The following is a 25,855-nucleotide window of genomic DNA, read 5'->3' on the forward strand; positions in this document are numbered from 1 at the left end:
CTCAACTGCTCCACAGCCCGGTGGGCTCGTCGGGTCCGTGCGGGTGCACGTGGTCGTGGTCGGGCTCGGCGTGGTGACCGGCCGGTTCGGGGACCGCGCCGTCGTGCGCGATCCCACCGTGGTGCACCACCACGGCCCGGCTGATCAGCGGTCGCAGCGGCCCCAGCTCGTGGGCCACCAGCAGCACCGTCGCGCCGCCGTCGACGAAGCCGTGCAGCGCACCGGCGAACGCCTCCTGGCTGGCGGCGTCGACCCCGGCGGTCGGCTCGTCGAGGACGAGCAGCTCCGGCTCGCCGGCCAGGGCCCGGGCGATCAGGGTGCGCTGCTGCTGACCGCCGGAGAGGGTGGCCACCGGGTCGCCGGCCCGGTCGGCCAGGCCGACGGCGGCCAGCGCGGCGTCGACCGCGGCCCGGTCGGCGCGGCCCGGCGGGCGCAGCACGCCCCGGCGGGCCAGCCGGCCCGAGGCCACCACCTCGCGGACCGTGGCCGGCACGCCGCTGCCGGCACCGAGGCGCTGCGGGACGTACCCGATCCGTTGCCACTGACGGAACCGCCGCAGCGGGGTGCCGAAGAGCGCGATCGAGCCGGCGTTCAGCGGGACCAGCCCGAGCACCGCGCGGATCAGGGTGGACTTGCCGGAGCCGTTGGCGCCGAGCACGGCGACCACCTCGCCGGCGTCGACGGTCAGGGAGACGTCGCGCAGCACGGGGCGGCCGTCGTAGCTGACGACCCCGTGCGTGACGGCGATGACGGGTGCGCTCACGAGCAGCTCAACGCCGTCCGCAGGGTCGCCAGGTTGGTGCGCATCACCGAAAGGTAGTCCTCGTCGCCGTTGGCGGCGGAGAGTCCCTCCAGCGGGTCGAGCACCGCGGTCTTCGCGCCCACCTGGCGGGCGATGGTCTCGGCGACCTTCGGGCTGACCAGGCTCTCGAAGAAGATCGTGGTGGCCTGGTGCTTCCGGGCCTCCCGGGCGGCCTCGGCGAGGCGCTGGGGGGAGGGTTCGTTCTCCGGGGCCAGCCCGGTGATGCCGATCTGGTCGAGCTGGTAACGCTCGGTCAGGTAGCCGAACGCGGTGTGGCTCACCACGAGCTCCCGGCGCTGGCAGGTCTTCAGCCCGGCGGCGAACTCGGCGTCCAGCTTCGCCAGGTCGGCGCGGAGCGTCCCCGCCCGGGCGGTGTAGTCGGCGGCGCGGCCCGGGTCGACCTCGCCGAGCCGCTGGGCGAGCCGGTCGCCGACGCCCGCCAGCCGGGTCGGGTCGAGCCAGAGGTGCGGATCCTTGCCGCCGCTCGCCTCCTCGGCGTGCCCGGCCTCCTCGCCCTCGTGGTCGTGCCCGCCGGCGCTCGCGGCCAGCAGCGGCTGCACCCCGGCGACGTCGAGGGCCCGGTCGCCGCCGCTCTGGTCGATCGCCTCGTCCACGGCCGGCTGGAAGCCCTTCAGGTAGACGATCAGCTCGGCCTGGCTCACCTCGCCCACCTGCCCGGGGGTGAGTTCCAGGTCGTGCGGCTCGGCGCCGGGCTTGGTCAGGTTGGTCACCCGGACCGCGTCGCCGCCGACCCGCTCGACGACGAACTGGAGCGGGTAGAAGGCGGCGGCCACGTCGACCCGCTGCGGGTCCGCACCGGCACCGTCCTCGGCGCAGCCGGTGACGGCGCAGAGGGCGACCAGGGCGGTCGCGGCGGCCAGGGCGCGGGTCGGACGGCGGAAACTCATGCCCCAACTCTCCGCGATAACGAAATTGATTGTCAAAAACGCATGCTTGCATGTGACGCCCGGGTCTGCTAACACCCCGGTTCAGGGCAGGCGGGTTCCGCACCCCGGTTCGGGCAGCAGGCCGGCTCCGGCAGGCCGCGCGGGCGGTCAGCGCAGTCGCGGGAGGTCAGAGCAGTTTCGCCAGCGCCACGGTGATCAACAGGGTGAGCATCACCAGCCGGATCACCCGGTTGGCCGGGGCCTGCACCGGCCAGGTGGTCAGCAGCAGCGCGACCAGGGCGGCGGCGATCGCCAGCAACAACACCCCGCCGGCCACCCCCGGGGTGAAGAGCGCCACCAGCACCAGCACCAGGGTGACCAGGAAGATCGACGTCGGATTCGCCCGGGCCAACCGGCCCAGCAGGGGGCGCTGCGTACGCTGCATCCCACAGACTCTACGAGGAGGACCTCCGGTGCTGGTCACCAATCGGTTCGTGGTCGACGAGGACGTCGCACCCACCTTCACCGAACGCGCGCACGCCGCCCTCGCCGCGCTCGCCGCCCGCCCCGGCTACCAGCGCGGGGAACTACTCCGGGCGCTGGACGACCCGCGCCACTGGTGCCTGGTCACCGAGTGGGAATCCGTCGGGGCCTACCGGCGGGCGCTGGGCGGTTTCGACGTCAAGGTGCACGCCACCCCGCTGCTGGCCGAGTCGGTCGACGAGCCGTCCGCGTACGAGACGCTGGCCGGCGCCGCACCGGGCGGCGCGGTCGAGGTGAACCCCAGTGATCGGGCCGCTGCCCCGTACCGCTGAGAGGTTGGGCACTACCCTGCACCTATGACCGCACCCGGACCGGCCGGTCCACCCTCGTACCCCGTGGCTCCCGGGTCGGGCGGCCCGCCGCCGACACACCCGGAACCGGGGATCGCCGCGCCCCCGGCGGGTCCCGGGGTCGCGCCCCCGTTCGCCGCGCCCCCGACCGAGGGGCGCAGCGCCCGGCTCTGGTTCGGCATCGGGGCCGGGGCGCTGGCCGTGCTGCTCTGCTGCGGCGGTGGCGGGGCGGCCGTGGTCGGCCTGCTGGTCAGCAACGTGGAGGCGGTCCGGGAGCAGGGCCGCGCGGTGACCGACGACTACTACCAGGGGCTGGCCGAGCGGAAGTACGCGAAGTCGTACGACGTGCTCTGCGACGACGCGCAGCGCCGCGAGTCGCGGGCGGAGTTCGAGCGCCGCGTCGCCGCCGAGCCGCAGATCGACTCGTACCGGGTGGGCGACGTGGATCCCACCACCCTGACCGTGCCGGTCTCCGTCACCTTCAACGGCGGTAACCGGGGAGACCAGCAGGTCACCCTCGCGACCGACGGACAGACCGGGGCCATGGAGGTCTGCGGGGTCAGCTGACCACCCACCCGCGCCCCGAGCTCTGTCGGCCGGCGACCCCAGCACTCCAGGGTGCGGAGGTGGGCCGGGGTGGCCCGCCCCGTCCCGAGTATTCTGCTGGGCTCGGGGCTCCTGCGGTCGTACCGTTGTCCCGAACCGCCCGTTCCATCCACTTCGCGCCCCCGCCGACCGCCAGCCGGCGTAGGAGGAAACATGCCAGCCGACCGTATCGATGCCGTCGTCAGCCTTGCCAAGCGCCGAGGCTTCGTCTTCCCCTCCAGCGAGATCTACGGGGGTACCCGGTCGGCGTGGGACTACGGCCCCCTCGGCGTGGAGCTGAAGGAGAACGTCCGCAGGCAGTGGTGGAAGGCGATGGTCCAGCAACGTGACGACGTCGTCGGCCTGGACTCCGCGGTCATCCTGTCCCGCAAGGTCTGGGAGGCCAGCGGCCACATCGCCGAGTTCGTCGACCCGCTGACCGAGTGCCAGTCCTGCCACAAGCGGTTCCGCGCCGACCACCTGGAAGAGGCGTACGCCGAGAAGCACGGCAAGCCGCTGACCTCGCTGTCCGAGCTGAACTGCCCCAACTGCGGCAACAAGGGCACCTTCACCGAGCCGAAGATGTTCAACGGCCTGATGAAGACCTACCTCGGCCCGGTGGAGAGCGACGAGGGCATGCACTACCTGCGGCCGGAGACCGCCCAGGGCATCTTCGTGAACTACAAGAACGTGGAGACGGTCGCCCGCAAGAAGCCGCCGTTCGGCATCGCGCAGACCGGCAAGTCGTTCCGCAACGAGATCACCCCGGGTAACTTCATCTTCCGCACCCGCGAGTTCGAGCAGATGGAGATGGAGTTCTTCGTCGAGCCGGGCTCCGACGAGCAGTGGCACGACTACTGGCTCTCCGAGCGCTGGAACTGGTACCTCGACCTGGGCCTGTCCGAGGAGAACCTGCGCTTCTTCGAGCACCCCAAGGACAAGCTCTCCCACTACTCCAAGCGCACCGTCGACATCGAGTACCGGTTCCGCTTCGGCGGCAGCGAGTTCGCCGAGCTGGAGGGCATCGCCAACCGCACCGACTTCGACCTCTCCACGCACAGCAAGCACTCCGGCGTCGACCTGTCGTACTTCGACCAGGGCAAGGGCGAGCGCTGGATGCCGTACGTGATCGAGCCGGCCGCCGGCCTCACCCGCGCGGTGCTCGCCTTCCTGCTGGAGGCGTACGACGAGGACGAGGCCCCCAACACCAAGGGCGGGGTGGACAAGCGCACGGTCATGCGCTTCGACCCGCGCCTGGCCCCGGTCAAGGTGGCCGTGCTGCCGCTGTCGCGCAACGAGGCGCTCTCCCCGAAGGCCAAGGGCCTCGCCGCCGACCTGCGCAAGCGCTGGGTGGTGGAGTTCGACGACTCGCAGGCCATCGGCCGGCGCTACCGCCGCCAGGACGAGATCGGCACCCCGTTCTGCGTGACGATCGACTTCGACACCCTCGACGACGACGCGGTGACGGTGCGGAACCGGGACACGATGGCCCAGGAGCGCATCGCCCTGGACCAGGTCGAGCGCTACCTGATCGAGCGCCTCCCCGGCTGCTGAGATGCAAGGAAGGGCACCTTCTTAACACTTACGGTATAGAAGGTGCCCCTTCTCACAGCCCCTGTTCGGCGCGCGGGGCGGGGCGTACCCGGGTGGTGGCGCCGACGCCGCGCCGCGACTCGTACGCGTCCTCCACCAGGCGGCGGACCCGACCGGGGTCCCGGCGGATCTGAGCCGGCGTGAAGTGCAGGATCAGCACTCCATGCCGGCTCAGCTCGTTGTGCCGGTCCAGCGTCCGGGCCCAGTCGCCGGGGCTGAAGTGGTAATCCTGCGAGTCCACCTCCAGAGCCACCGCGGCGTCGGTCAGGTAGCCGTCCGGGGTGGGCAGCGTCGTGCCGTCCTCGGCCAGCAGGCGGGGGTTCCACAGGATCTCCGGCACCAACCGGCTGCCGGCCAGGCACTCCCGCAGCTCGGCCTCCGGCGCTGACCGGGTGCCGTCGACGACCTCCGAGAACGCCTTCCGGACCAGCGCCGTCCGGCTGCGACGTGCCCGGCGTATCTCCTCGTCGAGTGCGGGCAGATCGGCGAAGCCGCGCTGCACCGCCTCGGCGACGATCGCGCGGACCGGACGCAGTTGGCGCAGTCCCCGGGCTGCGTCGACCACGGCCCGGGCGGGCGAACAGACCGGGTAGACCTCCGTCCGCCGGGCCTTCGCGTCGAGCGCGAGGGCGCGGGCGACCACGGCGTGACCGGACGACCGGCGCCGCGCGTGATGCGGCACGATCAGGTGTACGTCGTCGCTGCGCGGGCTGTACCGGAAGCCGTACCAGATCAGGGCGGCGAGCCCGGTGAGCTGAGCCTCCGGGCCGGCGTAGAGGGCGGCGGAGATGCGGCGCTGCTCGTCGGTCAGCGTGCCGGTGAAGAGCGCGTACGTCGCCGGAAGGACGCGTTGCCACCGTCCCCGGCGAGCCTGTCGGTACAGGTACATGTCGTCGAAGCCGGCGGCCAGCAGTTGGCTTCTGGTGACGATCTGCTGCTGGTGCTGTGCCGCCCGGTCTAGCTCGGGTGAGTAGTCGGCCATGGCTGGCAGCATGGCCGCGCCGATAGCGTCGCGTCCTGCTTGACCACGCCGCCTGTGGATGACGGACCGCCCTGTGGATGACGCCCACGGAGCGCGCGGGTGTGATAAGCGTCGGGTTAATAGGGGGCCCCTGCTATGCAAGAAGCGTTAAGAAGGGGCCCTTCCTTACACTGGGTGGGTGAGTGGGATGGGGGAGGGGCGCGGGCTGCGCATCGGGTCGCACGAGGTGTGGCCGCCGGTGGTGCTCGCGCCGATGGCCGGGATCACCAACGTCGGGTTCCGCCGGCTCTGCCGGGAGCAGGGCGGCGGCATCTACGTCTGCGAGATGATCACCACCGTCGCGCTGGTCGAGCGGAACCCGAAGACCCTGCGGATGATCGCCTTCGGCGACGACGAGAAGCCGCGTAGCCTCCAGCTCTACGGCACCGACCCCGAGATCACCGCCGCCGCCGTGCGGATCGTGGTGGAGAGGGATCTCGCCGACCACATCGACCTGAACTTCGGCTGCCCGGTGCCCAAGGTGACCCGCAAGGGCGGCGGGTCGGCCCTGCCCTGGCGGCGCAGGCTCTTCGCCCGGCTGGTGCGGGCCGCGGTGGACGCCGCGTCGCCCGCCGGGGTGCCGGTCACCGTGAAGATGCGCAAGGGCATCGACGACGACCACCTGACGTACGTCGAGGCGGGGCTCGCCGCCCAGGACGCCGGCGTCGCGGCGGTGGCCCTGCACGGTCGTACGGCCGCGCAGCGCTACTCGGGCACCGCCGACTGGGATGCCATCGCCACCCTCAAGCAGGCCCTCGACGTGCCGGTACTCGGCAACGGCGACATCTGGGAGGCCGACGATGCGCTGCGGATGGTCTCGCACACCGGCGTCGACGGGGTGGTCGTCGGGCGTGGCTGCCTGGGCCGGCCGTGGCTCTTCGCCGACCTCCAGGCGGCGTTCGAGGGCCGCCCGGAGCGGCGGCTGCCCACCCTCGGCGAGGTGGCGGTAACCATGCGCCGGCACGCCGAACTGCTGGTCGACCAGTTCGTGGCGGGGGCGCGGAACCCGGCCCGGGGCGAGCGGGACGGCTGCACCGACTTCCGTAAGCACGTCGCCTGGTACCTCAAGGGCTTCCCGGTCGGCGGCGAGCTGCGCCGCTCCCTCGCCATGATCGAAAGCCTGGCCCAGCTCGACGATCTGCTCGGCAAGCTCGATCCGGCCGAACCGTTCCCGGTGACCGCCCTCGGCCAGCCGCGCGGCCGGACGAACTCCCCGGGCAAGGTCTTCCTCCCCGAGGGTTGGCTGTCCAGCCGGGACGACGACACCGTCCCCGAGGGCGCCGAACTGGCCGACTCGGGCGGCTGACCACCGGCACTGTGGACATGTTGAAAGGGCCGGCCCCCGTGTGGGGGTCGGCCCTTTCGTTGTCGTGGTGTGTGTGGTGTGGTCAGGAGGTGGCGTAGCCGCGGGTGGCGATCCAGTCGGCGAGGTTGTCGGTGGTGATGTCGTAGCTGGCGTGGTCGGGGTTGGCGGAGTCGGCGATCTTGACGGTGTTGCCGTTGTCGGTGTAGCCGACGACGCTGATGTAGTGGCCGCCTTCGTAGGCGTGGGTGGTGCCGTTGGTGTCGGTGCTGGTGCCGGCGATGTTGGCGACGACGGCGCGGCCCTGGTCGATGGTGTGGACGATGTCGGTGCGCAGGGTGTTGGTCTGCTTGTCGTCGGCCTTGGCGGTGGGGACCTCGACGCTGCGGTAGGCGTTGGTCTTGCCGGTTTCCTTGTTCAGGATGGGGGTGATGTCGTTGATGGAGTCGGTGCCGTTCTCGGTGGTGCGCATCTCCTTGGCCATGGCGTCGACGCTGATGGCCTTGCCCTGCACGCTCAGGGCGTTACGGGCGGCGGCGGGGCCGCAGTAGTAGAAGTTGGGCTGGGCCTCGTAGCGGACGTCGAGCTGCCGCTCACCGGTGGGCTTACGGTCGGCCTGCACCGAGGCGACCGTGGTGGCCGTGGTGGGGGTGGCGTGGGCGGCGATGGCGGGGGCGGCGATGCCGGTCGCGGTCGCGGCGATACCGGCGGCGGTCAGGGCGGTCTTACGGATCAGATCGGTACGCATGGTGGCGTGCTCCTCTGGTCAAAGGGGGATACGCGGCGCCCGCACGTCCGGGGAAACAACGACGACGACGCGCCACGAAAACAGGGGAAAGAAGCAGAAGACGGGCTGCCCGGCGGCTCGGCCTGCTCGGGTGTCCGGGGGGTGTAACCATCCAGGCCGGGCCCGCATTCCACGCGAGAACCGGCAGCCGGGGCACCTGGCCCCCAGTGGGTTACCCGACGCGGTGAGACAAGGGCCCGGGGGCGGCGGAGCGCCCGGGTATGCCATGTACAACGCCCCGGCCCCCGCCCGGATTCCACCGCCGGGGTGACGCCAGCCACCACAGGTCGCCACAAACCGGACACTCTTTCACGGGACGCCCTTCTGGTACCCGACGCCCTTGCGGTATCCAGACGCGCGGTGGGGCCGGGCGGATGTCGGGATCCGGGCCCGATACCTCGCGGTGGGGCGGAGGCGTGCCCGTAGGGGCGGGGCTCCGGGTGCAGTTCTTGTCGCCTGGGCAGCAACGCGCACCCGAAGGCGATGAAGTTCGGGGCCGGGCCACGCGGTGCCGCCGTCTTCCGCGCCGAAGAGCCGGCTCGGCGACGGCCGGCAGCCGAGGAGGCAGCTGACTCCGGGGCTATTTACGAGCGATGTGGCAATGGTGAGGTTTGGCGGAACCGGGGCCGCCGACGGAGCTTCAGCGGCCCCACCTGCGTGAACATGCGCGTGGAATCGCTCCCAAAGACCCGTATGAACGCGGATGGTGGTGATAGTTGTGCCGATTGTCACCGAACGGGCCCACCTCGCGCGATGTTCGCTTAGCCTTCGCCCACCGAACGGCGATGACATCGGGATTAGCGGTGGTCAACCCCGGGGTATGAGCAACTGAACCTTCGTTAAGTGTCAATTTCCGGCGCGCGTAGGAGGCTCTGGTGGCAGCACAAGAGGCGGTCGAGCACAAGTACGTCTACGGCTTCTCCGAGGGCAACAAGGAACTCAAGGGCCTCCTCGGCGGCAAGGGCGCGAACCTCGCCGAGATGACCAATCTGGGCCTGCCCGTTCCCCCCGGCTTCACGATCACCACCGAGGCCTGCAAGGCGTACCTCGCGACGGGCCAGGAACCGGACGGGCTCGCCGGCCAGATCGAGGCGTACCTGGAGTCGCTGGAACGGGGGATGGGCCGGCGGCTCGGCGACCCCGGCGACCCGCTGCTGGTCTCCGTCCGCTCGGGCGCCAAGTTCTCCATGCCCGGCATGATGGAGACCGTCCTCAACGTGGGCCTCAACGACCGCAGCGTCGTCGGGCTCAGCGCGCAGGCCGGGGGTAACGACCGGTTCGCCTGGGACTCCTACCGCCGGCTGATCCAGATGTTCGGCAAGACCGTCTGCGAGGTGCCCGGCGAAGAGTTCGAGCACGCCCTCGACGAGACCAAGCGCGCCAAGGGCACGCAGAACGACCTCGACCTGGACGCGGACGACCTGCGTGGGCTGGTCGGTGCGTACAAGAAGATCTTCGCGAAGCACACCGGGCGGGAATTCCCGCAGGCCCCGCGCGAGCAGCTCGACCTGGCCATCCGCGCGGTCTTCGAGTCGTGGAACGCCGAGCGCGCGGTGCTCTACCGCCGTCAGGAGCGCATCCCGGCCGACCTCGGCACCGCGGTCAACGTGGTGGCCATGGTCTTCGGCAACCTCGGCCCGGACTCGGGCACCGGCGTCGCGTTCACCCGCGACCCGGGCAGCGGGGCGCAGGGCATCTACGGCGACTACCTGGCGAACGCCCAGGGCGAGGACGTGGTCGCCGGCATCCGCAACACGGTGCCGTTGCAGGAGCTGGAGCAGCTGGACAAGAAGTCCTACGACGAGTTGCTCGGCATCATGGCCCGGCTGGAGGAGCACTACCGGGACCTGTGCGACATCGAGTTCACCATCGAGCGCGGCAAGCTCTGGATGCTCCAGACCCGGGTCGGCAAGCGCACCGCCGCCGCGGCGTTCGTCATCGCCGGGCAGCTCATCGACGAGGGGCTGATCGACCTGGACGAGGCGCTGCACCGGGTCAACGGCGCGCAGCTGGCCCAGCTGATGTTCCCCCGGTTCCAGCTCGAACACGACTTCGAGCCGGTGGCCCGGGGCATCGGCGCGTCGCCGGGTGCGGCGTCGGGCACGGTGGTCTTCACCTCCGCCCGGGCCGTCGAGCTGGCCGGCGAGGGGAAGTCGGTGATCCTGGTCCGCCGGGAGACCAACCCGGACGACCTGAACGGCATGATCGCCGCCCAGGGCATCCTCACCTCGCGTGGCGGCAAGACCAGCCATGCCGCCGTGGTGGCCCGGGGGATGGGCAAGACCTGCGTCTCCGGTGCCGACGCGATCGAGGTCAACGTCCCGGCGAAGAGGTTCACCGTCGGCGGGCGGACCGTGACCGAGGGCGACGTCGTCTCCATCGACGGCACCACCGGCAAGGTCTATCTTGGCGAGGTGCCGGTCATGCCGTCCGAGGTGGTGCAGTACTTCGAGGGCAGCCTCGACCCGGAGCACATCGACAACGCGCTGGTCCGGGCCGTACACCGGATCATGACGCACGCCGACACCCGGCGGCGGCTGGCGGTGCGGACGAACGCCGACACCGCCGCGGACGCCGCCCGGGCCCGGCGCTTCGGCGCGCAGGGCATCGGGCTGTGCCGTACCGAGCACATGTTCCTCGGCGACCGGCGGGAGCTGGTCGAGCGGCTGATCCTGGCCCGTTCCGACACCGATCGGCAGTCCTCCCTGGCCGCCCTGCTGCCGTTGCAGCGCGACGACTTCGTGAAGATCTTCCGCGAGATGGACGGGCTGCCCGTCACCGTCCGGCTGATCGACCCGCCGCTGCACGAGTTCCTGCCCCCGCTGGAGCAGCTCGCGGTCAACGTGGCCGTCGCGCAGGAGCGCGGTGAGGACGTGGCCAAGGAGGAGGCGCTGCTCGCCGCCGTCCGGCGGATGCACGAGGAGAACCCGATGCTGGGGCTGCGCGGGGTCCGGCTCGGACTGGTCATCCCGGGACTGTTCGCCATGCAGGTCCGGGCGATCGCGGAGGCCGCGGTCCGGGTCACCCGCGAGGGCGCGGATGCACGGCCGGAGATTATGGTCCCGCTGGTCGGCGCGGTCCAGGAGCTGGAGACGGTACGCGCCGAGGCCGAGAAGATCATCGCGGAGGTGGTCGGGGACAGCGGGGTCGAGGTGCTGATCGGCACGATGATCGAGGTGCCCCGGGCGGCGCTCACCGCCGGGCAGATCGCCGAGGCGGCGCAGTTCTTCTCCTTCGGCACCAACGACCTGACCCAGATGGGCTGGGGCTTCTCCCGCGACGATGTCGAGGGCGCGTTCTTCTGGCGCTATCTGGAGCTGGGCATCTTCGGGATCTCGCCGTTCGAGTCGATCGACCGCGACGGCGTGGGCCGGCTGGTGCGGATCGCCGCCGAGGAGGGCCGGGCTGCCCGGCCCGACCTGAAGCTCGGCGTCTGCGGTGAGCACGGCGGCGACCCGGAGTCCGTCCACTTCTTCCACGAGGTGGGGCTGGACTACGTCTCGTGCTCGCCGTTCCGCGTTCCCGTGGCCCGGCTGGAGGCGGGGCGGGCCGTGGTGGAGACCGACGGCTCGGACAGCCGCTGACGGGCAGCCGCTGACGGGTAACCGTTGGCGGCCCTCGTCGGTGGGCAGTCGTTGACGAGCCGACGGGATCAGATCGGCGGGCGCCGCCAGCTGTTGGTCCGGGGGGCGTTGGGGGACCGCCCCGGCAGCGTCGCCATCGGGGTCCGCACGGCCAGCGGCGCGTGCGGGTCCGGCATCGGCCCGGAGACGACCGTCATTCGTTGCCGGTCGAAGACGGAGCCCGCCCGGTCGGCCACCTCCCGGGCCTCCGTGTGCAGCGTCTCCAGGTTGGTGCCCGCCCCGGCGATCAGGGTGAGCAGGGCGTGCCGGCCCGCCGGGTAGGTCACCACACAGCCCCGGGCGGTGTGCACCACCGACTCCTGGAACTCGCCGTGCCGCACCGTGTCGGCCACCCGGTTGCCGAGGCCGAAGCTGGCTGCGGCCAGGGCCGCCAGGTGGGTGGCGTCGGTTGTCGGCAGGTCGCTGGAAATGAGCAGGCCGTCGGTGCCGGCGAGCACCGTGCCAGCGACCTCCGGGCGGCGTCGGCGCAGCCCGAGCAACTCGCTTCCCAGCACCGTGTCAGCGTCCACGAGCGTCACTTCCCGTCGTGCGATTCAGGTATATGGATCTCCGGTAACGTTCTGCGTCGGAAACGCTACCTGCCGCCATGGCGGGCCGCGATCCCCGTTACGGTCGGCAATTGGCCGACAACTCTCGACTGATCGGCTGTTGCGCAACCCTGACCCTGTGCGGTCGCCGCCGCGCCCTCCGCGTCGTCCCGGCGTAGCCTGAGCGCGCGAGGTGTCGTATCGCCGGTGGAGGGTGGACCGCATGACCAGCGTCTGGGAAAGTCTGACCGTGGACGCGCGGGACCCGGCCCGGCTCGCCCGGTGGTGGGCCGAGGCCCTGGGCTACCAGGTGGTCATCGACCGGCCGGACGAGGTGGTGATCCGTCAGTCCCCCGACCGGTTCCCCGGCCTCGTTTTCGTGCCGGTCCCCGACGACCGGCAGGTCAAGAACCGGCTGCACCTCGACCTGCGCCCGGCCGACCAGGAGGCCGAGGTCGAGCGGCTCGTCGACATGGGCGCCCGGCACGTCGACGTCGGGCAGGACGATGTCGACTGGATGGTGCTGGCCGACCCGGAGGGCAATGAGTTCTGCGTGCTGCGGCAGCGCGGATAGCGGACGGGTGAACGAAGCGTGATGGCGGAACAGGCGGACGATCAGCACCGGGTCGGCCCCGGCGGCGAGCCGGTCGACGCCGCACGCTGGGTCCCCGAGCCGCCCAAGGACGAGGGCCACGGCCGGTCGCCGTACGAGCGGGACCGGGCCCGGGTGCTGCACTCGGCGGCGTTCCGCCGGCTCGCCGCGAAGACCCAGGTGCACGTGGCCGGCACCGACGACTTCCTGCGTACCCGGCTGACCCACTCGCTGGAGGTGGCGCAGATCGCCCGGGAGATGGGTGCCCAACTGGGCTGCGACCCCGACGTGGTGGACACCGCCGGGCTGGCGCACGATCTCGGGCACCCGCCGTTCGGGCACAACGGCGAGGATGCGCTGGACGGGCTCGCCGCGGCCTGCGGCGGATTCGAGGGCAACGCGCAGACGCTGCGGGTGCTCACCCGGCTGGAGGCCAAGGTGCTCGCCCCCGACGGCGGCTCCGCCGGGCTCAACCTGACCAGGGCCGCGCTCGACGCGACCGGCAAGTACCCCTGGCCGCAGCGCCCGGGCGAGCGCAAGTTCGGGGTGTACGCCGACGACCGGCCGGTCTTCGACTGGCTGCGCGCCGGATCCCCCGCCGAGGGGCGGCGCTGCCTGGAGGCGCAGGTGATGGACTGGGCCGACGACGTGGCGTACTCGGTGCACGACGTCGAGGACGGCGTCCACGGCGGGTACGTCAGCCTCCGCCCGCTGCTGACCGACGCCGACGAGCGGGCGGCGCTCTGCGCCGACGTGGCCGCCGCGTACTCCGGGGAGTCCCTGACCGACCTGGGTGAGGTGCTGGTCGAACTGCTCGCCGATCCGGTGCTCGCCCCGCTCGCCGGGTACGACGGCAGCCACCGCGCGCAGGTCGCGTTGAAGGCCACCACCAGCGTGCTCACCGGCCGGTTCGTCTCGACCGTGGTGGCCGCCACCCGGGAGCGCTGCGGCCCCGGCCCATTGCGCCGGTACACGGCCGACCTGGTGGTGCCGCGCCGGGTCCGGGCCGAGTGCGCGCTGCTCAAGGGCATCGCGCTGCGCTACGTGATGCGCCGTCCCGGTTCCCGGTGCCGGTACGAGCGGCAGCGGCAGATCCTCGCCGAGTTGGTCTCCGCCCTGGGCCGCCGGGCGCCGGACACGCTCGACCCGATCTTCGCTCCGCTGTGGCGGGCCGCCCCGGACGACGCCGCACGGCTGCGGGTGGTGATCGACCAGGTGGCCTCGCTCACCGATCCGGCCGCATTGGCCTGGCACGAGCGGCTGCTGGCCGACTGATCGAGACTTAGGTTAGCCTAAGCACATGACGGAGCGATCGAAGAGTGTCACCACTGCCCGGGTCCTGCGGACCGAGCGGCCCACCCCGCACCTGGTCCGGATGGTTCTCGGTGGTGAGGAGCTGACCGGCCTGCCGGTGGGCGAGTACACCGACCACTACGTCAAGCTGGTCTTCGCCCCGCCCGGAGTGACCTACCCGGAGCCGGTCGACCTCGCCGCGATCCGCCGGGACCTGCCGTCGGAGCAGTGGCCCCGGCTGCGGACGTACACGGTGCGGGCCTGGGATCCGGGCGCCGGCGAGCTGACCATCGACGTCGTGCACCACGGTGACGAAGGGGTGGCCGGTCCCTGGGCGGCCCGGCTGCGCCCCGGCGACCCGGTGCCGTTCGTCGGCCCCAGCGGAGCGTACGCGCCGAGCCCCGAGGCCGACTGGCACCTGCTGGTGGGCGACGAGAGCGCCCTGCCGGCAATCGCCGCCGCCCTGGAGCGGCTGCCCCTCGGCGCCCCGGCGAAGGTCTTCGTCGAGGTCACCGACGCCACCGAGGAGCAGCGGCTGACCAGCCCCGGCGCGGTGGAGCTGACCTGGCTGCACCGGGGTGACCGGCCGGTCGGCGAGGCGCTGGTGGCGGCCGTGCGGGCGCTGGACTTCCCGCCCGGCGACGTGCACGCCTTCGTGCACGGCGAGGCGACCTTCGTCCGCGAGCTGCGCCGGCTGCTGCGCGTCGAGCGCGCCGTGCCCCGGGAACGGCTCTCGATCTCCGGCTACTGGCGGCGGGGCATGGACGACGAGGGCTGGCGCTCCGCCAAGTCCGACTGGAACCGTCAGGTCGAGGCCGACGAGGTGACCACCACCGTCTGACCCGAAGCCGCCGGCCCCGCTGAACCGTCCCGTGAGCGGGCCGGTGGCCGGGTGCGTCACCCGCCGTCCCCCCGACGCCGGATCGCCGCCCGCGGCAGGGCAGGATGTAAGGCCGAGGGGGTGTGGCGGATGGCTGGGCGGATCCGGGACGAGGACATCGCGCTGGTCCGGGAGCGCACCTCGATCGAGGAGGTCATCTCGGACACGGTGACCCTCAAGTCGGCCGGGAGCGGCAACCTCAAGGGGCTCTGCCCGTTCCACGACGAGAAGAGCCCGTCGTTCAACGTCTCGCCCGCCCGCAACGTCTGGTACTGCTTCGGCTGCGGGGCCGGCGGCGACGCGATCAAGTTTCTGATGGACGCCGAGCACCTCAGCTTCGTCGAGTCCGTCGAGCGACTCGGCGCCCGCGCCGGCATCCAGCTCCGCTACGTCGAGAACGACGAGACCGCCCCGCGTACCCGCCCCCAGCAGGGGCAGAAGCAGCGCCTGGTGGCCGCCCACGCCGCCGCCGGCGACTTCTACCGAGCCCAGCTCACCACCGTCGGGGCCCGCCCGGCCAGGGAGTTCCTCGCCCAGCGCGGCTTCGACCGGGCCGCCGCCGAGCGGTACGGCTGCGGCTTCGCCCCGGACGCCTGGGAACTGCTCACCAAGCACCTGCGTCAGCAGGGCTTCACCCACGACGAGCTGGTCACCGCCGGGCTGTCCCGGCCGTCGCGCTCCGGCACGCTCATCGACCGCTTCCGCCGCCGGTTGATGTGGCCGATCCGGGACATCACCGGCGACACGATCGGCTTCGGCGCCCGCAAGCTCTTCGACGACGACGACGGCCCGAAGTACCTGAACACCCCCGAGACGCCGATCTACAAGAAGTCGCACGTGCTCTACGGCATCGACCAGGCCAAGCGGGAGATCGCCAAGCAGGGCAAGGTGGTCGTCGTCGAGGGCTACACCGACGTGATGGCCTGCCACCTCGCCGGGGTGCCCACCGCCGTGGCCACCTGCGGCACGGCGTTCGGCGCGGACCACATCTCGGTGCTGCGCCGGTTGCTGCTGGACACCGACGACGTGGCCGGCGAGGTCATCTTCACCTTCGACGGGGACGCTGCCGGGCAGAAGGCCGCGCTGCGCGCCTTCTCCGACGACCAGCGCTTCGTCGGGCGTACCTTCATCGCGGTCAGCCCCGACAACATGGACCCGTGCGACCTGCGCCTGGCAAAGGGCGACCTGGCCGTCCGTGACCTGGTCGCCCGCCGCGAGCCGCTGGTCGACTTCGCGCTGCGCCACGTGATCAACCGGTACGACCTGGACACCGTCGACGGCCGGGTGGAGGCGATGCGCGCGACCGCTCCGCTGGTGGCGAAGATCAAGGACCGGGAGAAGCGCCCCGAGTACGTCCGCAAGCTCGCCGGCGACCTCGGCATGGAGATCGAGCCCGTGCAGCGGGCCGTCCTCGCCGCCGCCTCCGGCCAGCCCGCCGGGGACACGCGTTCCGCACCGGCCCGCGCCGCCCGGGCCGCGCCCGCCGTGGACAGCCCGCACGCGCTGGTCGAGCGGGAGGCGCTGAAACTCGCCCTCCAGGAGCCGGTGCTCGCCGGCCCGATGTTCGACGCGATCGATGCCACGGAGTACCGCCAGCCCGTGCACGCGGCCGTGCGGGAGGCGATCACGGCGGCCGGCGGCGCCTCCTCCGCGACCGGCGGTGCGGTCTGGGTCGAGGCGGTCCGCGACGCGTGCGACGACCTGGCCGCGCGGGCGATGGTCGGTGAACTGGCCGTGGAACCGTTGCGGATCGACGGCGAGCCCGATCCGCGGTACGTCTCGGTGACCGTCGCCCAGTTGCAGTGGGGGTCGGTGACCGGCCGGATCAGGGAGCTCAAGTCCAAGATCCAGCGGATCAACCCGGTCAGCAACAAGGACGAGTACTTCGCGCTCTTCGGGGAGCTGCTCTCGCTGGAGCAGCATGCGCGGGGGCTGCGCGAGCAGGCTGCTGGAGGGCTGTGATGGGACTGTTCAACCGTAGGCCGAAGCTGCCCCCGGCGGCCCGCCCGCCCCTGGCCGGCGACGAGCGGGTGCTCGCCTGGGCCACGGTCGGCGACGGCGCGGGCGACGGCGCGGTGGTCGCCAGCAACCTCGGCCTCTGGCTGCCGGGGCGGGAGCACCGGCTGGGCTGGCACGACGTCCTCAAGGCCGTCTGGTCGGGCCGGGAACTGACCGTCACGCCGGCCGAGCAGGTCGCCGAGCGCGACGGCTACGTGGTGGTGGCCGACTCCCCGGCCGAGACGTACCTGCTGCTCGATCCGGGGGAGCTGCCGCACCAGGTGCGGGCGCGGGTGACCCGCTCGGTGACGTACACCCAGCACCACCCGGTGCCCGGCGGCGCAGGCCGGATCGTCGCCCGCCGGGTGTCCGGCACGGACGGTCTGACCTGGACGGTCCGCTACGACCCGGGCACCCCCGCCGAGGACGAGCCGGTGGTCGCCGAGACGGATCGCCTGGTCGCCGCCGCCCGCGCGGCCACCACCCCCGCCGACCTCTAGGCAGGCTGGTCAGCGCATGCGGGTCAGCGCGGGAAAATCTGTGAGGGTGTCGGTGCTGGTCGGTAGGGTCGGGCGGTGATGACGGGGGAGCCACTGATTCGGGCGCGGGGGCTGGTGAAGCGGTTCGGCGACTTCACCGCCGTGGACGGGATCGACGTCGAGGTGCGCGCGGGGGAGGCGTTCGGGTTCCTCGGGCCCAACGGCGCGGGCAAGTCGTCGACCATGCGGATGATCGGCTGCACCTCCCCGCCGAGCGAGGGTGAGCTGCGCATCCTCGGCATGGACCCGGTCCGCGACGGCCCGGCGATCCGGGCCCGGCTGGGCGTCTGCCCCCAGCTGGACAACCTCGACCCGGAACTGACCGTCCGGGAGAACCTCACCACCTACGCCCGTTACTTCGGCATCCCGCGCCGGGCGGCCCGCGAGCGCGCCGCCGAGCTGCTCGACTTCGTCCAGCTCACCGACCGGGCCGACAGCAGGGTCGACCCGCTCTCCGGTGGCATGAAACGTCGGCTCACCATCGCCCGCGCACTGGTCAACGAGCCCGAGATCGTGTTGCTCGACGAGCCCACCACCGGGCTCGACCCGCAGGCCAGGCACCTGGTCTGGGAGCGGCTGTTCCGGCTCAAGCAGCAGGGCGTGACGTTGGTGCTCACCACCCACTACATGGACGAGGCCGAGCAGCTCTGCGACCGGCTGGTGGTGATGGACGGCGGCCGGATCGTGGCCGAGGGCTCGCCCCGGCAGCTCATCGAGCGATACTCGACCCGAGAGGTGGTCGAGCTGCGCTTCGCGGCCGAGTCGCAGGAGCCGTTCGCCGAGAAACTCGACGGGCTGGCCGAGCGGGTCGAGGTGCTCCCCGACCGGGTCCTGCTCTACGCCGCCGACGGTGACAAGGCAGTGGCCGAGGTCACCGCACTGGGCCTCACCCCAGCCACCGTGCTGGTGCGCCGCAGCAGCCTGGAGGACGTCTTCCTGCTCCTCACCGGCCGCACCCTCATCGACTGATCCCACCGGAGGCAGACCCCTCGTGCTCAGCGTTCCTCGGCGGCAGGCCGGACTGACCGCCCTCTACCTCGGCGTCTTCGCCACGATCTGGTTCAGCGTGCCGGCGGCGGAGCCGCCGCTGCGGGCGCTGCTGGTGGTCGCCAGCATCGCCGCGCTGGCCACGGCGGTGGCCGGGGCGGTCGTCGCGCTGCGCGCCCGCCCCGAGGCGGGTGCCGTCGGGGACCGCTCGGGCGATCGCCGGTACCTGCTCATCGTGGTGACCGAGTTCGCCGCTGCGGGGCTCGGCGCGGCGCTGCTGGCGGTGCTGGGGCAGTCGGCGTACGCCCCGGTGCTGGTCAGCGCCGTCGTCGGCGTGCACTTCTTCCCACTCACCCCCGTGCTGCGCGACCCGCGGCTGCCGCTGCTCGGCGTGGCGATCTGCCTGGTCGCGCTCGCCGGGCTGGTCACCGGCCTCGCCTCGGCGGTGACGCCGGGGCTGATCGTCGGCGTCGGCACCGGGCTGCTGCTCTGGGCGTACGGGGTGTGGGCCCTGGTCACCGCGCCCGGTCGGGGGCCTGACGGTGGGGGCGGCGGGTCGTAGGGTGGCCGGGGTCTGTCGTACCCCTGGGGTAGGAAGACTGTGAGACGCGCAGGGTGGGACGGGGGTGGTGAAACCAGTGAGCGTGGCGCGGGAGTTGTCCGAGCGGGCCCGACCGGCGCTGCCGAGGGTGCCCGCCCTGGCGGTGCTGGGTTACTTCCTGATGGGCTACCGGCGCACCTGGCGGGCCGGGGTGTTCTCCTCGTTCCTGCTGCCGGTGCTGACGGTGGTCGGTTTCGGGCTGGGGGTGGGTGCCTACATCGACCAGGGCGTCGACGGGGTGCGCTACCTCGACTGGATCGTGCCCGGCCTGATCGCCTCCACCGCTCTCCAGGTGGCGGTCGGAGACTCGATGTGGCCGGTCTACAGCAACTTCCAATGGGCGAAAATCTACTTCGCGCAGGGTGCCTCGCCGTTGCGGGTGGGCGACATCCTGGCCGGTCACCTCCTCTACGTGCTGTTCCGGGTGCTCACCTCCATCGTGGCGTTCCTGCTGGTGACCGCGCTGTTCGGGGCGCTGCGTTCGCCGTGGGCGGCGGCGGTGCTGCCGGTGGCGGCGCTGGTCGGGCTGGCCGTCGCCGCGCCGTTGTTCGCATACACGGCGGTGGTGGACAGCGACAGCTGGCTGTCCATGGTGTTTCGCTTCGCGGTGATCCCGATGACCCTCTTCGCCGGGGTGTTCTTCCCGGTCGAGTCGTTGCCCGGGGCGCTGCGCTGGCTGGCCTACGCGACGCCGCTCTGGCACGGCGTGGACCTGTGCCGGGCGGCCACCCTGGGCATCGCTCCGCAGTGGTCGGTCGCCGGCCACCTGCTCTACCTGGCCGCCTGGGCGCTGGGCGGCTGGCTGCTGGCCCACCGCGCGTTCCGTCGCCGGCTCGTCGTCTAGGAGGGACACGTGGTCACTCTCGTCCTGCCCCGGCTGGTCGGTCTCTCCGCAGCGTCCCGCCGCGCGGCCTCGGTGACCGAGCGCAACGTGGCGGCGCTGAGGGCGGTCTACTGGCTGCTGCTCGTCTCCGGCTTCGTCGAGCCGCTGCTCTACCTCTTCTCCATCGGTGTCGGGGTGGGTGCCCTGGTCGGCGACCTCACCCTCCCCGGTGGCCGGGCCGTGTCGTACGCGGCCTTCGTCGCCCCGGCGATGCTCGCCTCGTCGGCGATGACCGGCGCGCTGGCGGAGACCACCTTCAACTTCTTCGGAAAGATGAAGTACATGCGGTTGTACGACGGGGTGATCGCCACCCCGGTACGGCCGTTCGAGATCGCCCTCGGCGAGCTGGCCTGGGCGATGGTCCGGGGCAGCGCCTACTCGGCGGCGTTCCTGGCGGTGATGGTGGCGATGGGCCTGACCAACCCGGCCCAGGCGCTGCTCGCCCTGCCGGCGGCGGTGCTGATCGGCTTCGCGTTCGGTGCGCTGGGCATGGCGCTGGCGACCTTCCTGCGCAGCTGGCAGGACTTCGATCTGATGGGTTCGGCCCAGTTCACCCTCTTCCTCTTCTCCGGCACGTTCGTGCCCGCCACGGCATACCCGACGGCGCTGCGCTGGCTGGTGGAGGTCACCCCGCTGTACCGCTCGGTGCACCTGGTCCGGGGGGTCGCGCTGGGCGACAACGGGTGGTCCTGGCTGCTCGACGTGGCGTACCTGGTGGTGGTCACGGGGCTGGGGCTGGTGGTGGCGTCCCGCCGAATGGGGCGTCTGCTCTACCGATAGCGGGGTTAACCCTCACCGCCGCGGGGCATGTCGGTGCGGACACCGCGACCATGAGGAGGGGCGATGGCCTCTGACGAGACTTCCGCCCGCGACGGGCACGACCGGCAGGACGGGCACGACCGGCAGGACGGGCGGGACCGGCACGACGGGCGGGACCACGCGACGGGTGCCCGGCCGGTCGGCCCGGACGAGGGGCCGGACAGCCCGACGGAGCTGTCGGGCACCGGCTGGATGGCGACGCTCAAGCGCACCGTCCGGGAGTTCCAGGACGACAGCCTGACCGACTGGGCGGCGGCGCTGACTTATTACAGCGTGCTGTCGATCTTCCCCGGCGTGCTGGTGCTCATCTCGATCCTCGGGCTGCTCGGCCCGAGCGCCACCGAGGGGGTCAGGGACACCGTCAACCAGGCGGTGCCGGAGGGGAACGTCCGGCAGATCATCTCGGCCGCGATCGACCAGGCCACCAATGCTGGCGGGCTGGCCAGCGTCGCCGCCGTCATCGGTCTGCTCGCCGCGTTCTGGTCCGCCTCCGGTTATATTGCCGCGTTCATGCGGGCCTCCAACAGCATCTATGACGTGCCGGAGGGGCGGCCGATCTGGAAGACCCTGCCCATCCGGGTCGGGGTGACCGCCGTGATCGGCGTCCTGCTGCTGGCCAGCGCGGTGATCGTCGTCTTCACCGGTCGCCTCGCCGAGGAGGCGGGCAGCGCCATCGGGATCGGCTCGGCCGCGGTCACGGTATGGAACATCGCCAAGTGGCCGGTGCTGCTGGTGCTGGTCAGCCTGATGTTCGCGATCCTCTACTGGGCGTCGCCGAACGCCCGGCACGGCGGGTTCCGCTGGGTCAGCCCCGGCGGTGTGCTGGCCGTGGTGATCTGGCTGCTGGTCTCCGGCCTCTTCGCCCTCTACGTCACGAACTTCGGTTCGTACAACAAGACGTACGGCGCGCTGGCCGGCGTGATCATTTTCCTGGTCTGGTTGTGGCTGAGCAACATCGCGATCCTGCTGGGCGCGGAGTTCGACGCCGAGCTGGAGCGTGGCCGGGCGATTGCCGCCGGACATCCGGCCGAGGTGGAGCCGTACGTCGAGCTGCGCGACGACCGGAAGCTGAGGAAGAAGAAGCGCGCCCCCGTCGACCGCTGACCCGCCCGCGCCGCGCGGGTCGCCGCGCCTGCCCGATCGCCGCCCCGCCTCGCACCCCGCGAGGCGGGGCGGCGGCGCGCTGCGGCCCCCTTCTCTAGATCAATTACCAACTTTTGCTGGAACGGGCGAAAGTTAGGGGCTGGATCGGTCGAAGCTCTGGACAGGCGGTACGGAAGGCTCCTACTGTGTCGGACACAACACATCGACGTATCGTCGAGGTGACCGACTCCGATGCGGAGGAGAGTGCCGGTGCGCACGCTGGAGCCCCTGCACCTACGGCTGTTGCGGTTGCTCCGCGACGAGGGGGCGGTGTCCCGGGCCGAGCTGGGGGACCGGTTGCAGATGCCGCGCCCCCGACTGCTCGCCGAGCTGGAGCGACTGGTTGCCCTCGGCTACGTCGCCGAGGCCGGCCTCGCGGCGTCCCGGGGCGGGCGTCGCTCCACCCTGGTGGAGCTGAACCCCGAGCTGCGCTTCGCGGCGGTCGACCTCGGCGCCAGCTCGATCGACGTCGAGGTGGTCAACGGCCGACTCGAGCCCGTCGCCGCGTACGCGGAGCCGGCCGACATCCGCAACGGCCCGAAGGTGACCCTGCACCGGGTCAACGAGCTGCTGCACAAGGCGCGGGCCGACGGGGCGTACGAGCGGCTGCACGGGGTCGGTGTCGGGGTGCCCGGTCCGGTCAGCTTCCGTGACGGGGTGCCGGTCTCGCCACCGATCATGCCGGGCTGGGACCGGTTCCCGGTCCGTGAGCTGCTGACCCGCGAGCACGGCTGCCCGGCGGTGGTCGACAACGACGTCAACATCATGGCGATCGGTGAACGGCACGGCGGAGTCGCCCACTCGGTGGACGACTTCCTCTTTATCAAGATCGGCACCGGCATAGGGTGCGGGATCCACCTCGGCGGCGGCGTCTACCGGGGCACCGACGGCTGTGCCGGCGACATCGGCCACATCCAGGTGGACCCGCACGGTCCGGTGTGCTCCTGCGGCAACGCCGGCTGCCTGGAGGCGCTGTTCAGCGGCGTGGCGCTGGCCCGGGAAGCGACCGCCGCAGCCCGCAGCGGCGCGTCCCCGGCCCTGGCCGACCGGCTCGCCACCCGGGGCGTGGTCACCGCCCTCGACGTCGCCGAGGGCGCCGGCGAGGGAGACGTGGCCTGCATCCAGCTCATTCGCGAGGGTGGCCGGCGGGTCGGGGGCGTGCTGGCCGGCCTGGTCAGCTTCACCAACCCCTCGATGATCGTGATCGGCGGCGGGCTGGCCCAGCTCGGCCACATCCTGCTCGCCGAGATCCGCAGCGTGGTCTACCGCCGGTCGCTGCCGCTGGCGACCGGCAACCTGCCGGTCGTCCTGTCCGAGCTGGGCCCGCGCGCCGGGGTGGCCGGCGCGGCCGTGCTCGCCAGCGACGTGGCCTTCGGAGAGGCGTCATGACCACCCGCGACGAGACCGCCGGCCCGGCGAACGGCGAGGACGGCGGGACGGGCCCGCTGGTCGAGGCCCCCGCCGACGCCGTCCCCGGCGAGGTGGTGCTGCGCCTCACCGACGTGGTGAAGACCTTCCCCGGCGTACGGGCGCTGGACGGGGTGCAGCTGGAGGTGCGGGCCGGCGAGGTGCACTGCCTGCTCGGGCAGAACGGGGCTGGCAAGTCCACCCTGATCAAGGTCCTCGCCGGGGTGCACCGCCCCGACTCCGGCCGGGTCGAGTGGCGCGGCCAGCCCGCCGAGTTCGCCAACCCGCAGGCCGCGATGCGCGCCGGCATCGCCACCATCTACCAGGAGCTCGACCTGGTCGAGGACCTGTCGGTCGCCGAGAACGCCTTCCTCGGTCACGAGCCGCGCCGGGCCGGCTTCGTCCGCCGGGGCTGGATGGCCCGCCGGACGCGGGAGATCCTGGGCCGGCTGGGCCACGGCGAGATCCCGCCGGGGCGGATGGTCCGGGCGCTGCCGGCCGCCGGCAAGCAGATCGTCAGCATGGCCCGGGCGCTGTCCCACGAGGCCCGACTGATCATCATGGACGAACCCAGCGCCGTGCTGGCCCACGACGAGGTCGGCAACCTGTTCCGGATCATCCGCGAGCTGACCGGGCAGGGCATCGCCGTCATCTACATCTCCCACCGGATGGAGGAGATCCGGGAGATCGGCGACCGGGTCACCGTGCTCAAGGACGGCCGGACCACGGCCGCGAACCTGCCGGCGCGCGACACCCCGACCCGCGACCTGGTCGCCCGGATGACCGGCCGCACCATCGAGTTCGTCTTCCCGGATCGCCCGACGGGCTCGGCCACCGGCGCGGAGCTGCTGCGGGTCGACGGACTGACCCGGGCCGGAGAGTTCGCCGACGTCTCGCTCCGCGTGCGCGCCGGCGAGATCGTGGGGATCGCCGGGCTGGTCGGCTCGGGCCGCTCCGAACTGCTGGAAACCGTCTACGGCGCCCGCCGCGCACACGCCGGCACGGTCAGGATGGCCGGGCGTGCGCTGCGCCCGGGCAGCGTCGGCGCGGCGGTACGGGCCGGCATGGGCATGGCCCCCGAGGAGCGCAAGAGCCAGGCGTTGCTGCTCGGCGAGCCCGTCTACCGCAACGTCACCCTGGCCACCTTCGGCCGGTACGCCCGCCTGGGTTTCACCGACGCCGGGCGCGAGCGCGCCGAGGCGGGCCGGATCGCGGATTCCCTGGAGCTGCGCCCACGCGACGTGCGCCGGCCGGTGCGCACCCTCTCCGGTGGCAATCAGCAGAAGGTGGTGGTCGGGCGTTGGCTGCTCGGCGACACGAGGCTGCTGCTGCTCGACGAGCCCACCCGGGGCGTGGACGTCGGCGCCCGCGCCGAGCTGTACCAGGTGATCCGGGAACTGGCCGCCCGGGGCGTCGGGGTCCTGCTGGTCTCCAGTGAGGTCCCCGAGGTGCTCGGCCTGGCCGACCGGGTCCTGGTGATGCGCGAGGGCCGGATGGTGCGCGAGGCGCCCGCTGGCGAACTGGACGAGAACACGGTGCTCGACCTCGTCATGGCGGGGTCCCTGATGGAAGGCGCACCAGCATGACCGACCCCGCCCCCACCGCCACGCCGGACCGGCCGGCGCAGCTGCCGGCCCAGTCCCCGCCCGTGCGCCCCGCGGCGACCGCCGCCGTCGGCAAGGACCCCGGGCCCGGTCCCGCGGGTGCCGGCCGGTTCTCCTGGTGGCGCGGCGACGGCGGCGAGGGCACCCGGCGCAACCTGGGCCTGATCGGCGTCCTGGTGGTGCTGGTCGTGATCGGCGTCGCCACCCGCCCCGACCTCTACGGCGACTCGAACTGGGTGTGGGACAACATCCTGACCATCCTCAAGCTCGCCTCGGTCGTCGGCGTGGTCACCGTCGGCATGACCTTCGTGATCATCGGCGGCGGCATCGACCTGTCGGTCGGCGCGATCGTGGCGCTGGCCGGGGTCTGGAGCACCACGCTGGCCACCCAGAGCTACGGCGCGGGCGGCATGATCTTCACCGCCCTCGTCGTCGGCCTCTGCGTCGGCCTGGTCAACGGCCTGCTCGTCTCGTACGGGAAGTTGGTGCCGTTCATCGCCACCCTGGCCATGATGGTCGCCGCCCGGGGGCTGGCCGCCCAGATCTCCGGCAAGCAGACCCAGATGTCGGCCAACGCCGCCATCAACGGGATCGCCAGCACCAACCTGTTCGGCATCCCGCTGCTGGTCTACATCCTCGCCGCCGTGGTGATCGCCGGCTGGGTGTTGCTGAACCGCATGACGTTCGGCCGGCGCACCGTCGCCGTCGGCGGCAACCCGGAGGCCGCCCGGCTCGCCGGGATCAACGTGCGGCGGCACACCGTCGGGCTCTACGCGCTCTCCGGCCTCTGCTGCGGCATCGCCGCCGTCATGCTGACCGCGCAGGCCACCTCCGCCCAGGCGGCGATGGCGAACCTCTACGAACTGGACGCGATCGCCGCCGCGATCATCGGCGGCACGCTGCTCAGCGGCGGGCGGGGGACGATCGTCGGCTCCCTGCTCGGGGTGGTCATCTTCTCCACCATCACCAACCTCTTCGCCATCAACGGCCTCTCCACCGAGGCCCAGAACATGGTCAAGGGCGGCATCATCGTCGCCGCCGTCCTGGTCCAGCAGTTCCAGTTCCGCAGCCTCACCCAGTTCTTCGGTCGCAACCGGCTCACCACCTAGGGCCACCACCACGCGACC

Annotated in this window: 24 protein-coding genes; 18 read left to right on the top strand and 6 right to left on the bottom strand. The window is 72.1% G+C overall.

Annotated elements, in window-relative coordinates:
- Window position 1 precedes the first annotated feature (1 nt).
- The 3 genes from SNR22_RS12400 to SNR22_RS12410 all read right to left on the bottom strand — a co-directional run bounded on the left by SNR22_RS12400 (window position 2) and on the right by SNR22_RS12410 (window position 2,134).
- Window positions 2-763, bottom strand: a complete 762-nt coding sequence (locus tag SNR22_RS12400; protein ID WP_320066676.1) for a metal ABC transporter ATP-binding protein — start codon at window positions 761-763, stop codon at window positions 2-4.
- Window positions 760-1,710 carry a metal ABC transporter substrate-binding protein gene (locus tag SNR22_RS12405; RefSeq protein ID WP_320066677.1) on the bottom strand — a complete coding sequence of 317 codons (951 nt, stop codon included), beginning with the start codon at window positions 1,708-1,710 and terminating at the stop codon, window positions 760-762. The genes SNR22_RS12400 and SNR22_RS12405 overlap by 4 nt, the downstream gene beginning before the upstream one ends.
- Window positions 1,711-1,876: 166 nt before the next feature.
- Complete coding sequence (locus SNR22_RS12410; protein WP_320066678.1) at window positions 1,877-2,134, bottom strand: hypothetical protein; 258 nt, start codon at window positions 2,132-2,134, stop codon at window positions 1,877-1,879.
- Between the two features lie 28 nt (window positions 2,135-2,162).
- Here SNR22_RS12410 and SNR22_RS12415 point away from each other — a divergent pair, with 28 nt between their 5' ends.
- The 3 genes from SNR22_RS12415 (at window position 2,163) to SNR22_RS12425 (ending at window position 4,661) form a co-directional block, all read left to right on the top strand.
- Window positions 2,163-2,504: an antibiotic biosynthesis monooxygenase family protein gene (locus SNR22_RS12415; RefSeq protein WP_320066679.1), complete on the top strand. Its 342-nt coding sequence runs from the start codon at window positions 2,163-2,165 to the stop codon at window positions 2,502-2,504.
- 111 nt (window positions 2,505-2,615) lie between these two features.
- The gene (locus tag SNR22_RS12420) at window positions 2,616-3,089 is read left to right on the top strand and encodes a hypothetical protein (protein WP_320066893.1); all 474 of its coding nucleotides are present in this window, start codon (window positions 2,616-2,618) and stop codon (window positions 3,087-3,089) included.
- A 192-nt stretch (window positions 3,090-3,281) separates the two neighbouring features.
- Entirely contained in the window at window positions 3,282-4,661 is a 1,380-nt protein-coding gene (locus SNR22_RS12425; RefSeq protein WP_320066680.1) for a glycine--tRNA ligase, read from the top strand.
- 52 nt (window positions 4,662-4,713) lie between these two features.
- Here SNR22_RS12425 and SNR22_RS12430 read toward each other — a convergent pair whose 3' ends face one another.
- Window positions 4,714-5,682, bottom strand: a complete 969-nt coding sequence (locus tag SNR22_RS12430) for a type IV toxin-antitoxin system AbiEi family antitoxin domain-containing protein (protein WP_320066681.1) — start codon at window positions 5,680-5,682, stop codon at window positions 4,714-4,716.
- Window positions 5,683-5,869: 187 nt separating this feature from the next.
- Between SNR22_RS12430 and dusB the strand changes: the two genes are divergently transcribed.
- Window positions 5,870-7,027: a tRNA dihydrouridine synthase DusB gene (gene dusB / locus SNR22_RS12435; protein WP_320066894.1), complete on the top strand. Its 1,158-nt coding sequence runs from the start codon at window positions 5,870-5,872 to the stop codon at window positions 7,025-7,027.
- Between the two features lie 82 nt (window positions 7,028-7,109).
- Here the strand turns inward: dusB and SNR22_RS12440 are convergent, their stop codons facing one another.
- The gene (locus SNR22_RS12440) at window positions 7,110-7,772 is read right to left on the bottom strand and encodes a C39 family peptidase (protein WP_320066682.1); all 663 of its coding nucleotides are present in this window, start codon (window positions 7,770-7,772) and stop codon (window positions 7,110-7,112) included.
- A gap of 914 nt (window positions 7,773-8,686) precedes the next feature.
- Between SNR22_RS12440 and ppdK the strand changes: the two genes are divergently transcribed.
- A complete protein-coding gene (ppdK, locus tag SNR22_RS12445) occupies window positions 8,687-11,395 on the top strand; it encodes a pyruvate, phosphate dikinase (RefSeq protein ID WP_320066683.1) in 2,709 nt (902 codons plus the stop codon).
- Window positions 11,396-11,463: 68 nt separating this feature from the next.
- Here the strand turns inward: ppdK and SNR22_RS12450 are convergent, their stop codons facing one another.
- Window positions 11,464-11,964 carry a roadblock/LC7 domain-containing protein gene (locus SNR22_RS12450; protein ID WP_320066684.1) on the bottom strand — a complete coding sequence of 167 codons (501 nt, stop codon included), beginning with the start codon at window positions 11,962-11,964 and terminating at the stop codon, window positions 11,464-11,466.
- Window positions 11,965-12,205: 241 nt separating this feature from the next.
- On the opposite strand from SNR22_RS12450, the gene SNR22_RS12455 reads away from it, so the two are divergent.
- The 13 genes from SNR22_RS12455 to SNR22_RS12515 all read left to right on the top strand — a co-directional run bounded on the left by SNR22_RS12455 (window position 12,206) and on the right by SNR22_RS12515 (window position 25,837).
- Window positions 12,206-12,556, top strand: a complete 351-nt coding sequence (locus SNR22_RS12455) for a VOC family protein (protein WP_320066685.1) — start codon at window positions 12,206-12,208, stop codon at window positions 12,554-12,556.
- Window positions 12,557-12,577: 21 nt separating this feature from the next.
- A complete protein-coding gene (locus SNR22_RS12460; protein WP_320066686.1) occupies window positions 12,578-13,849 on the top strand; it encodes a deoxyguanosinetriphosphate triphosphohydrolase in 1,272 nt (423 codons plus the stop codon).
- A 25-nt stretch (window positions 13,850-13,874) separates the two neighbouring features.
- Window positions 13,875-14,708, top strand: a complete 834-nt coding sequence (locus SNR22_RS12465; RefSeq protein ID WP_320066687.1) for a siderophore-interacting protein — start codon at window positions 13,875-13,877, stop codon at window positions 14,706-14,708.
- Window positions 14,709-14,837: 129 nt separating this feature from the next.
- Window positions 14,838-16,709, top strand: a complete 1,872-nt coding sequence (gene dnaG, locus SNR22_RS12470; protein WP_320066688.1) for a DNA primase — start codon at window positions 14,838-14,840, stop codon at window positions 16,707-16,709.
- A complete protein-coding gene (locus SNR22_RS12475; protein WP_320066689.1) occupies window positions 16,709-17,245 on the top strand; it encodes a hypothetical protein in 537 nt (178 codons plus the stop codon). The genes dnaG and SNR22_RS12475 overlap by 1 nt, the downstream gene beginning before the upstream one ends.
- A gap of 75 nt (window positions 17,246-17,320) precedes the next feature.
- Window positions 17,321-18,253, top strand: coding sequence for an ABC transporter ATP-binding protein (locus SNR22_RS12480; RefSeq protein WP_320066690.1), 933 nt, complete (start codon window positions 17,321-17,323; stop codon window positions 18,251-18,253).
- 22 nt (window positions 18,254-18,275) lie between these two features.
- On the top strand, window positions 18,276-18,833 hold the full coding sequence (locus SNR22_RS12485) for a hypothetical protein (RefSeq protein ID WP_320066691.1): 558 nt from the start codon (window positions 18,276-18,278) through the stop codon (window positions 18,831-18,833).
- A gap of 160 nt (window positions 18,834-18,993) precedes the next feature.
- Window positions 18,994-19,716 carry an ABC transporter permease gene (locus tag SNR22_RS12490; RefSeq protein ID WP_320066895.1) on the top strand — a complete coding sequence of 241 codons (723 nt, stop codon included), beginning with the start codon at window positions 18,994-18,996 and terminating at the stop codon, window positions 19,714-19,716.
- Window positions 19,717-19,725: 9 nt separating this feature from the next.
- Window positions 19,726-20,535: an ABC transporter permease gene (locus SNR22_RS12495; RefSeq protein ID WP_320066692.1), complete on the top strand. Its 810-nt coding sequence runs from the start codon at window positions 19,726-19,728 to the stop codon at window positions 20,533-20,535.
- Window positions 20,536-20,598: 63 nt separating this feature from the next.
- A complete protein-coding gene (locus tag SNR22_RS12500) occupies window positions 20,599-21,678 on the top strand; it encodes a YihY/virulence factor BrkB family protein (RefSeq protein ID WP_320066693.1) in 1,080 nt (359 codons plus the stop codon).
- Between the two features lie 249 nt (window positions 21,679-21,927).
- A complete protein-coding gene (locus SNR22_RS12505; protein ID WP_320066694.1) occupies window positions 21,928-23,106 on the top strand; it encodes an ROK family protein in 1,179 nt (392 codons plus the stop codon).
- Entirely contained in the window at window positions 23,103-24,710 is a 1,608-nt protein-coding gene (locus tag SNR22_RS12510; protein ID WP_320066695.1) for a sugar ABC transporter ATP-binding protein, read from the top strand. The genes SNR22_RS12505 and SNR22_RS12510 overlap by 4 nt, the downstream gene beginning before the upstream one ends.
- Entirely contained in the window at window positions 24,707-25,837 is a 1,131-nt protein-coding gene (locus tag SNR22_RS12515) for an ABC transporter permease (RefSeq protein WP_320066696.1), read from the top strand. Before SNR22_RS12510 ends, SNR22_RS12515 begins: the two co-directional genes overlap by 4 nt.
- The last annotated feature ends 18 nt before the right edge of the window (window positions 25,838-25,855 follow it).

It is taken from the genome of Micromonospora sp. RTGN7 (genome assembly GCF_033804645.1).
GTDB lineage: Bacteria > Actinomycetota > Actinomycetes > Mycobacteriales > Micromonosporaceae > Micromonospora.

Bases quoted from the DNA above. Each gene is read 5' to 3' on its own strand.
- SNR22_RS12425 (WP_320066680.1), top strand. From the start codon at position 3,282: ATGCCAGCCGACCGTATCGATGCCGTCGTCAGCCTTGCCAAGCGCCGA.
- SNR22_RS12510 (WP_320066695.1), top strand. From the start codon at position 23,103: ATGACCACCCGCGACGAGACCGCCGGCCCGGCGAACGGCGAGGACGGC.
- SNR22_RS12455 (WP_320066685.1), top strand. From the start codon at position 12,206: ATGACCAGCGTCTGGGAAAGTCTGACCGTGGACGCGCGGGACCCGGCC.
- SNR22_RS12410 (WP_320066678.1), bottom strand. From the start codon at position 2,134: ATGCAGCGTACGCAGCGCCCCCTGCTGGGCCGGTTGGCCCGGGCGAAT.
- dnaG (WP_320066688.1), top strand. From the start codon at position 14,838: ATGGCTGGGCGGATCCGGGACGAGGACATCGCGCTGGTCCGGGAGCGC.
- SNR22_RS12490 (WP_320066895.1), top strand. From the start codon at position 18,994: ATGGGCTACCGGCGCACCTGGCGGGCCGGGGTGTTCTCCTCGTTCCTG.
- dusB (WP_320066894.1), top strand. From the start codon at position 5,870: ATGGGGGAGGGGCGCGGGCTGCGCATCGGGTCGCACGAGGTGTGGCCG.
- SNR22_RS12475 (WP_320066689.1), top strand. From the start codon at position 16,709: ATGGGACTGTTCAACCGTAGGCCGAAGCTGCCCCCGGCGGCCCGCCCG.
- SNR22_RS12465 (WP_320066687.1), top strand. From the start codon at position 13,875: ATGACGGAGCGATCGAAGAGTGTCACCACTGCCCGGGTCCTGCGGACC.
- SNR22_RS12440 (WP_320066682.1), bottom strand. From the start codon at position 7,772: ATGCGTACCGATCTGATCCGTAAGACCGCCCTGACCGCCGCCGGTATC.
- SNR22_RS12430 (WP_320066681.1), bottom strand. From the start codon at position 5,682: ATGGCCGACTACTCACCCGAGCTAGACCGGGCGGCACAGCACCAGCAG.
- SNR22_RS12460 (WP_320066686.1), top strand. From the start codon at position 12,578: ATGGCGGAACAGGCGGACGATCAGCACCGGGTCGGCCCCGGCGGCGAG.
- SNR22_RS12500 (WP_320066693.1), top strand. From the start codon at position 20,599: ATGGCCTCTGACGAGACTTCCGCCCGCGACGGGCACGACCGGCAGGAC.
- SNR22_RS12405 (WP_320066677.1), bottom strand. From the start codon at position 1,710: ATGAGTTTCCGCCGTCCGACCCGCGCCCTGGCCGCCGCGACCGCCCTG.
- SNR22_RS12515 (WP_320066696.1), top strand. From the start codon at position 24,707: ATGACCGACCCCGCCCCCACCGCCACGCCGGACCGGCCGGCGCAGCTG.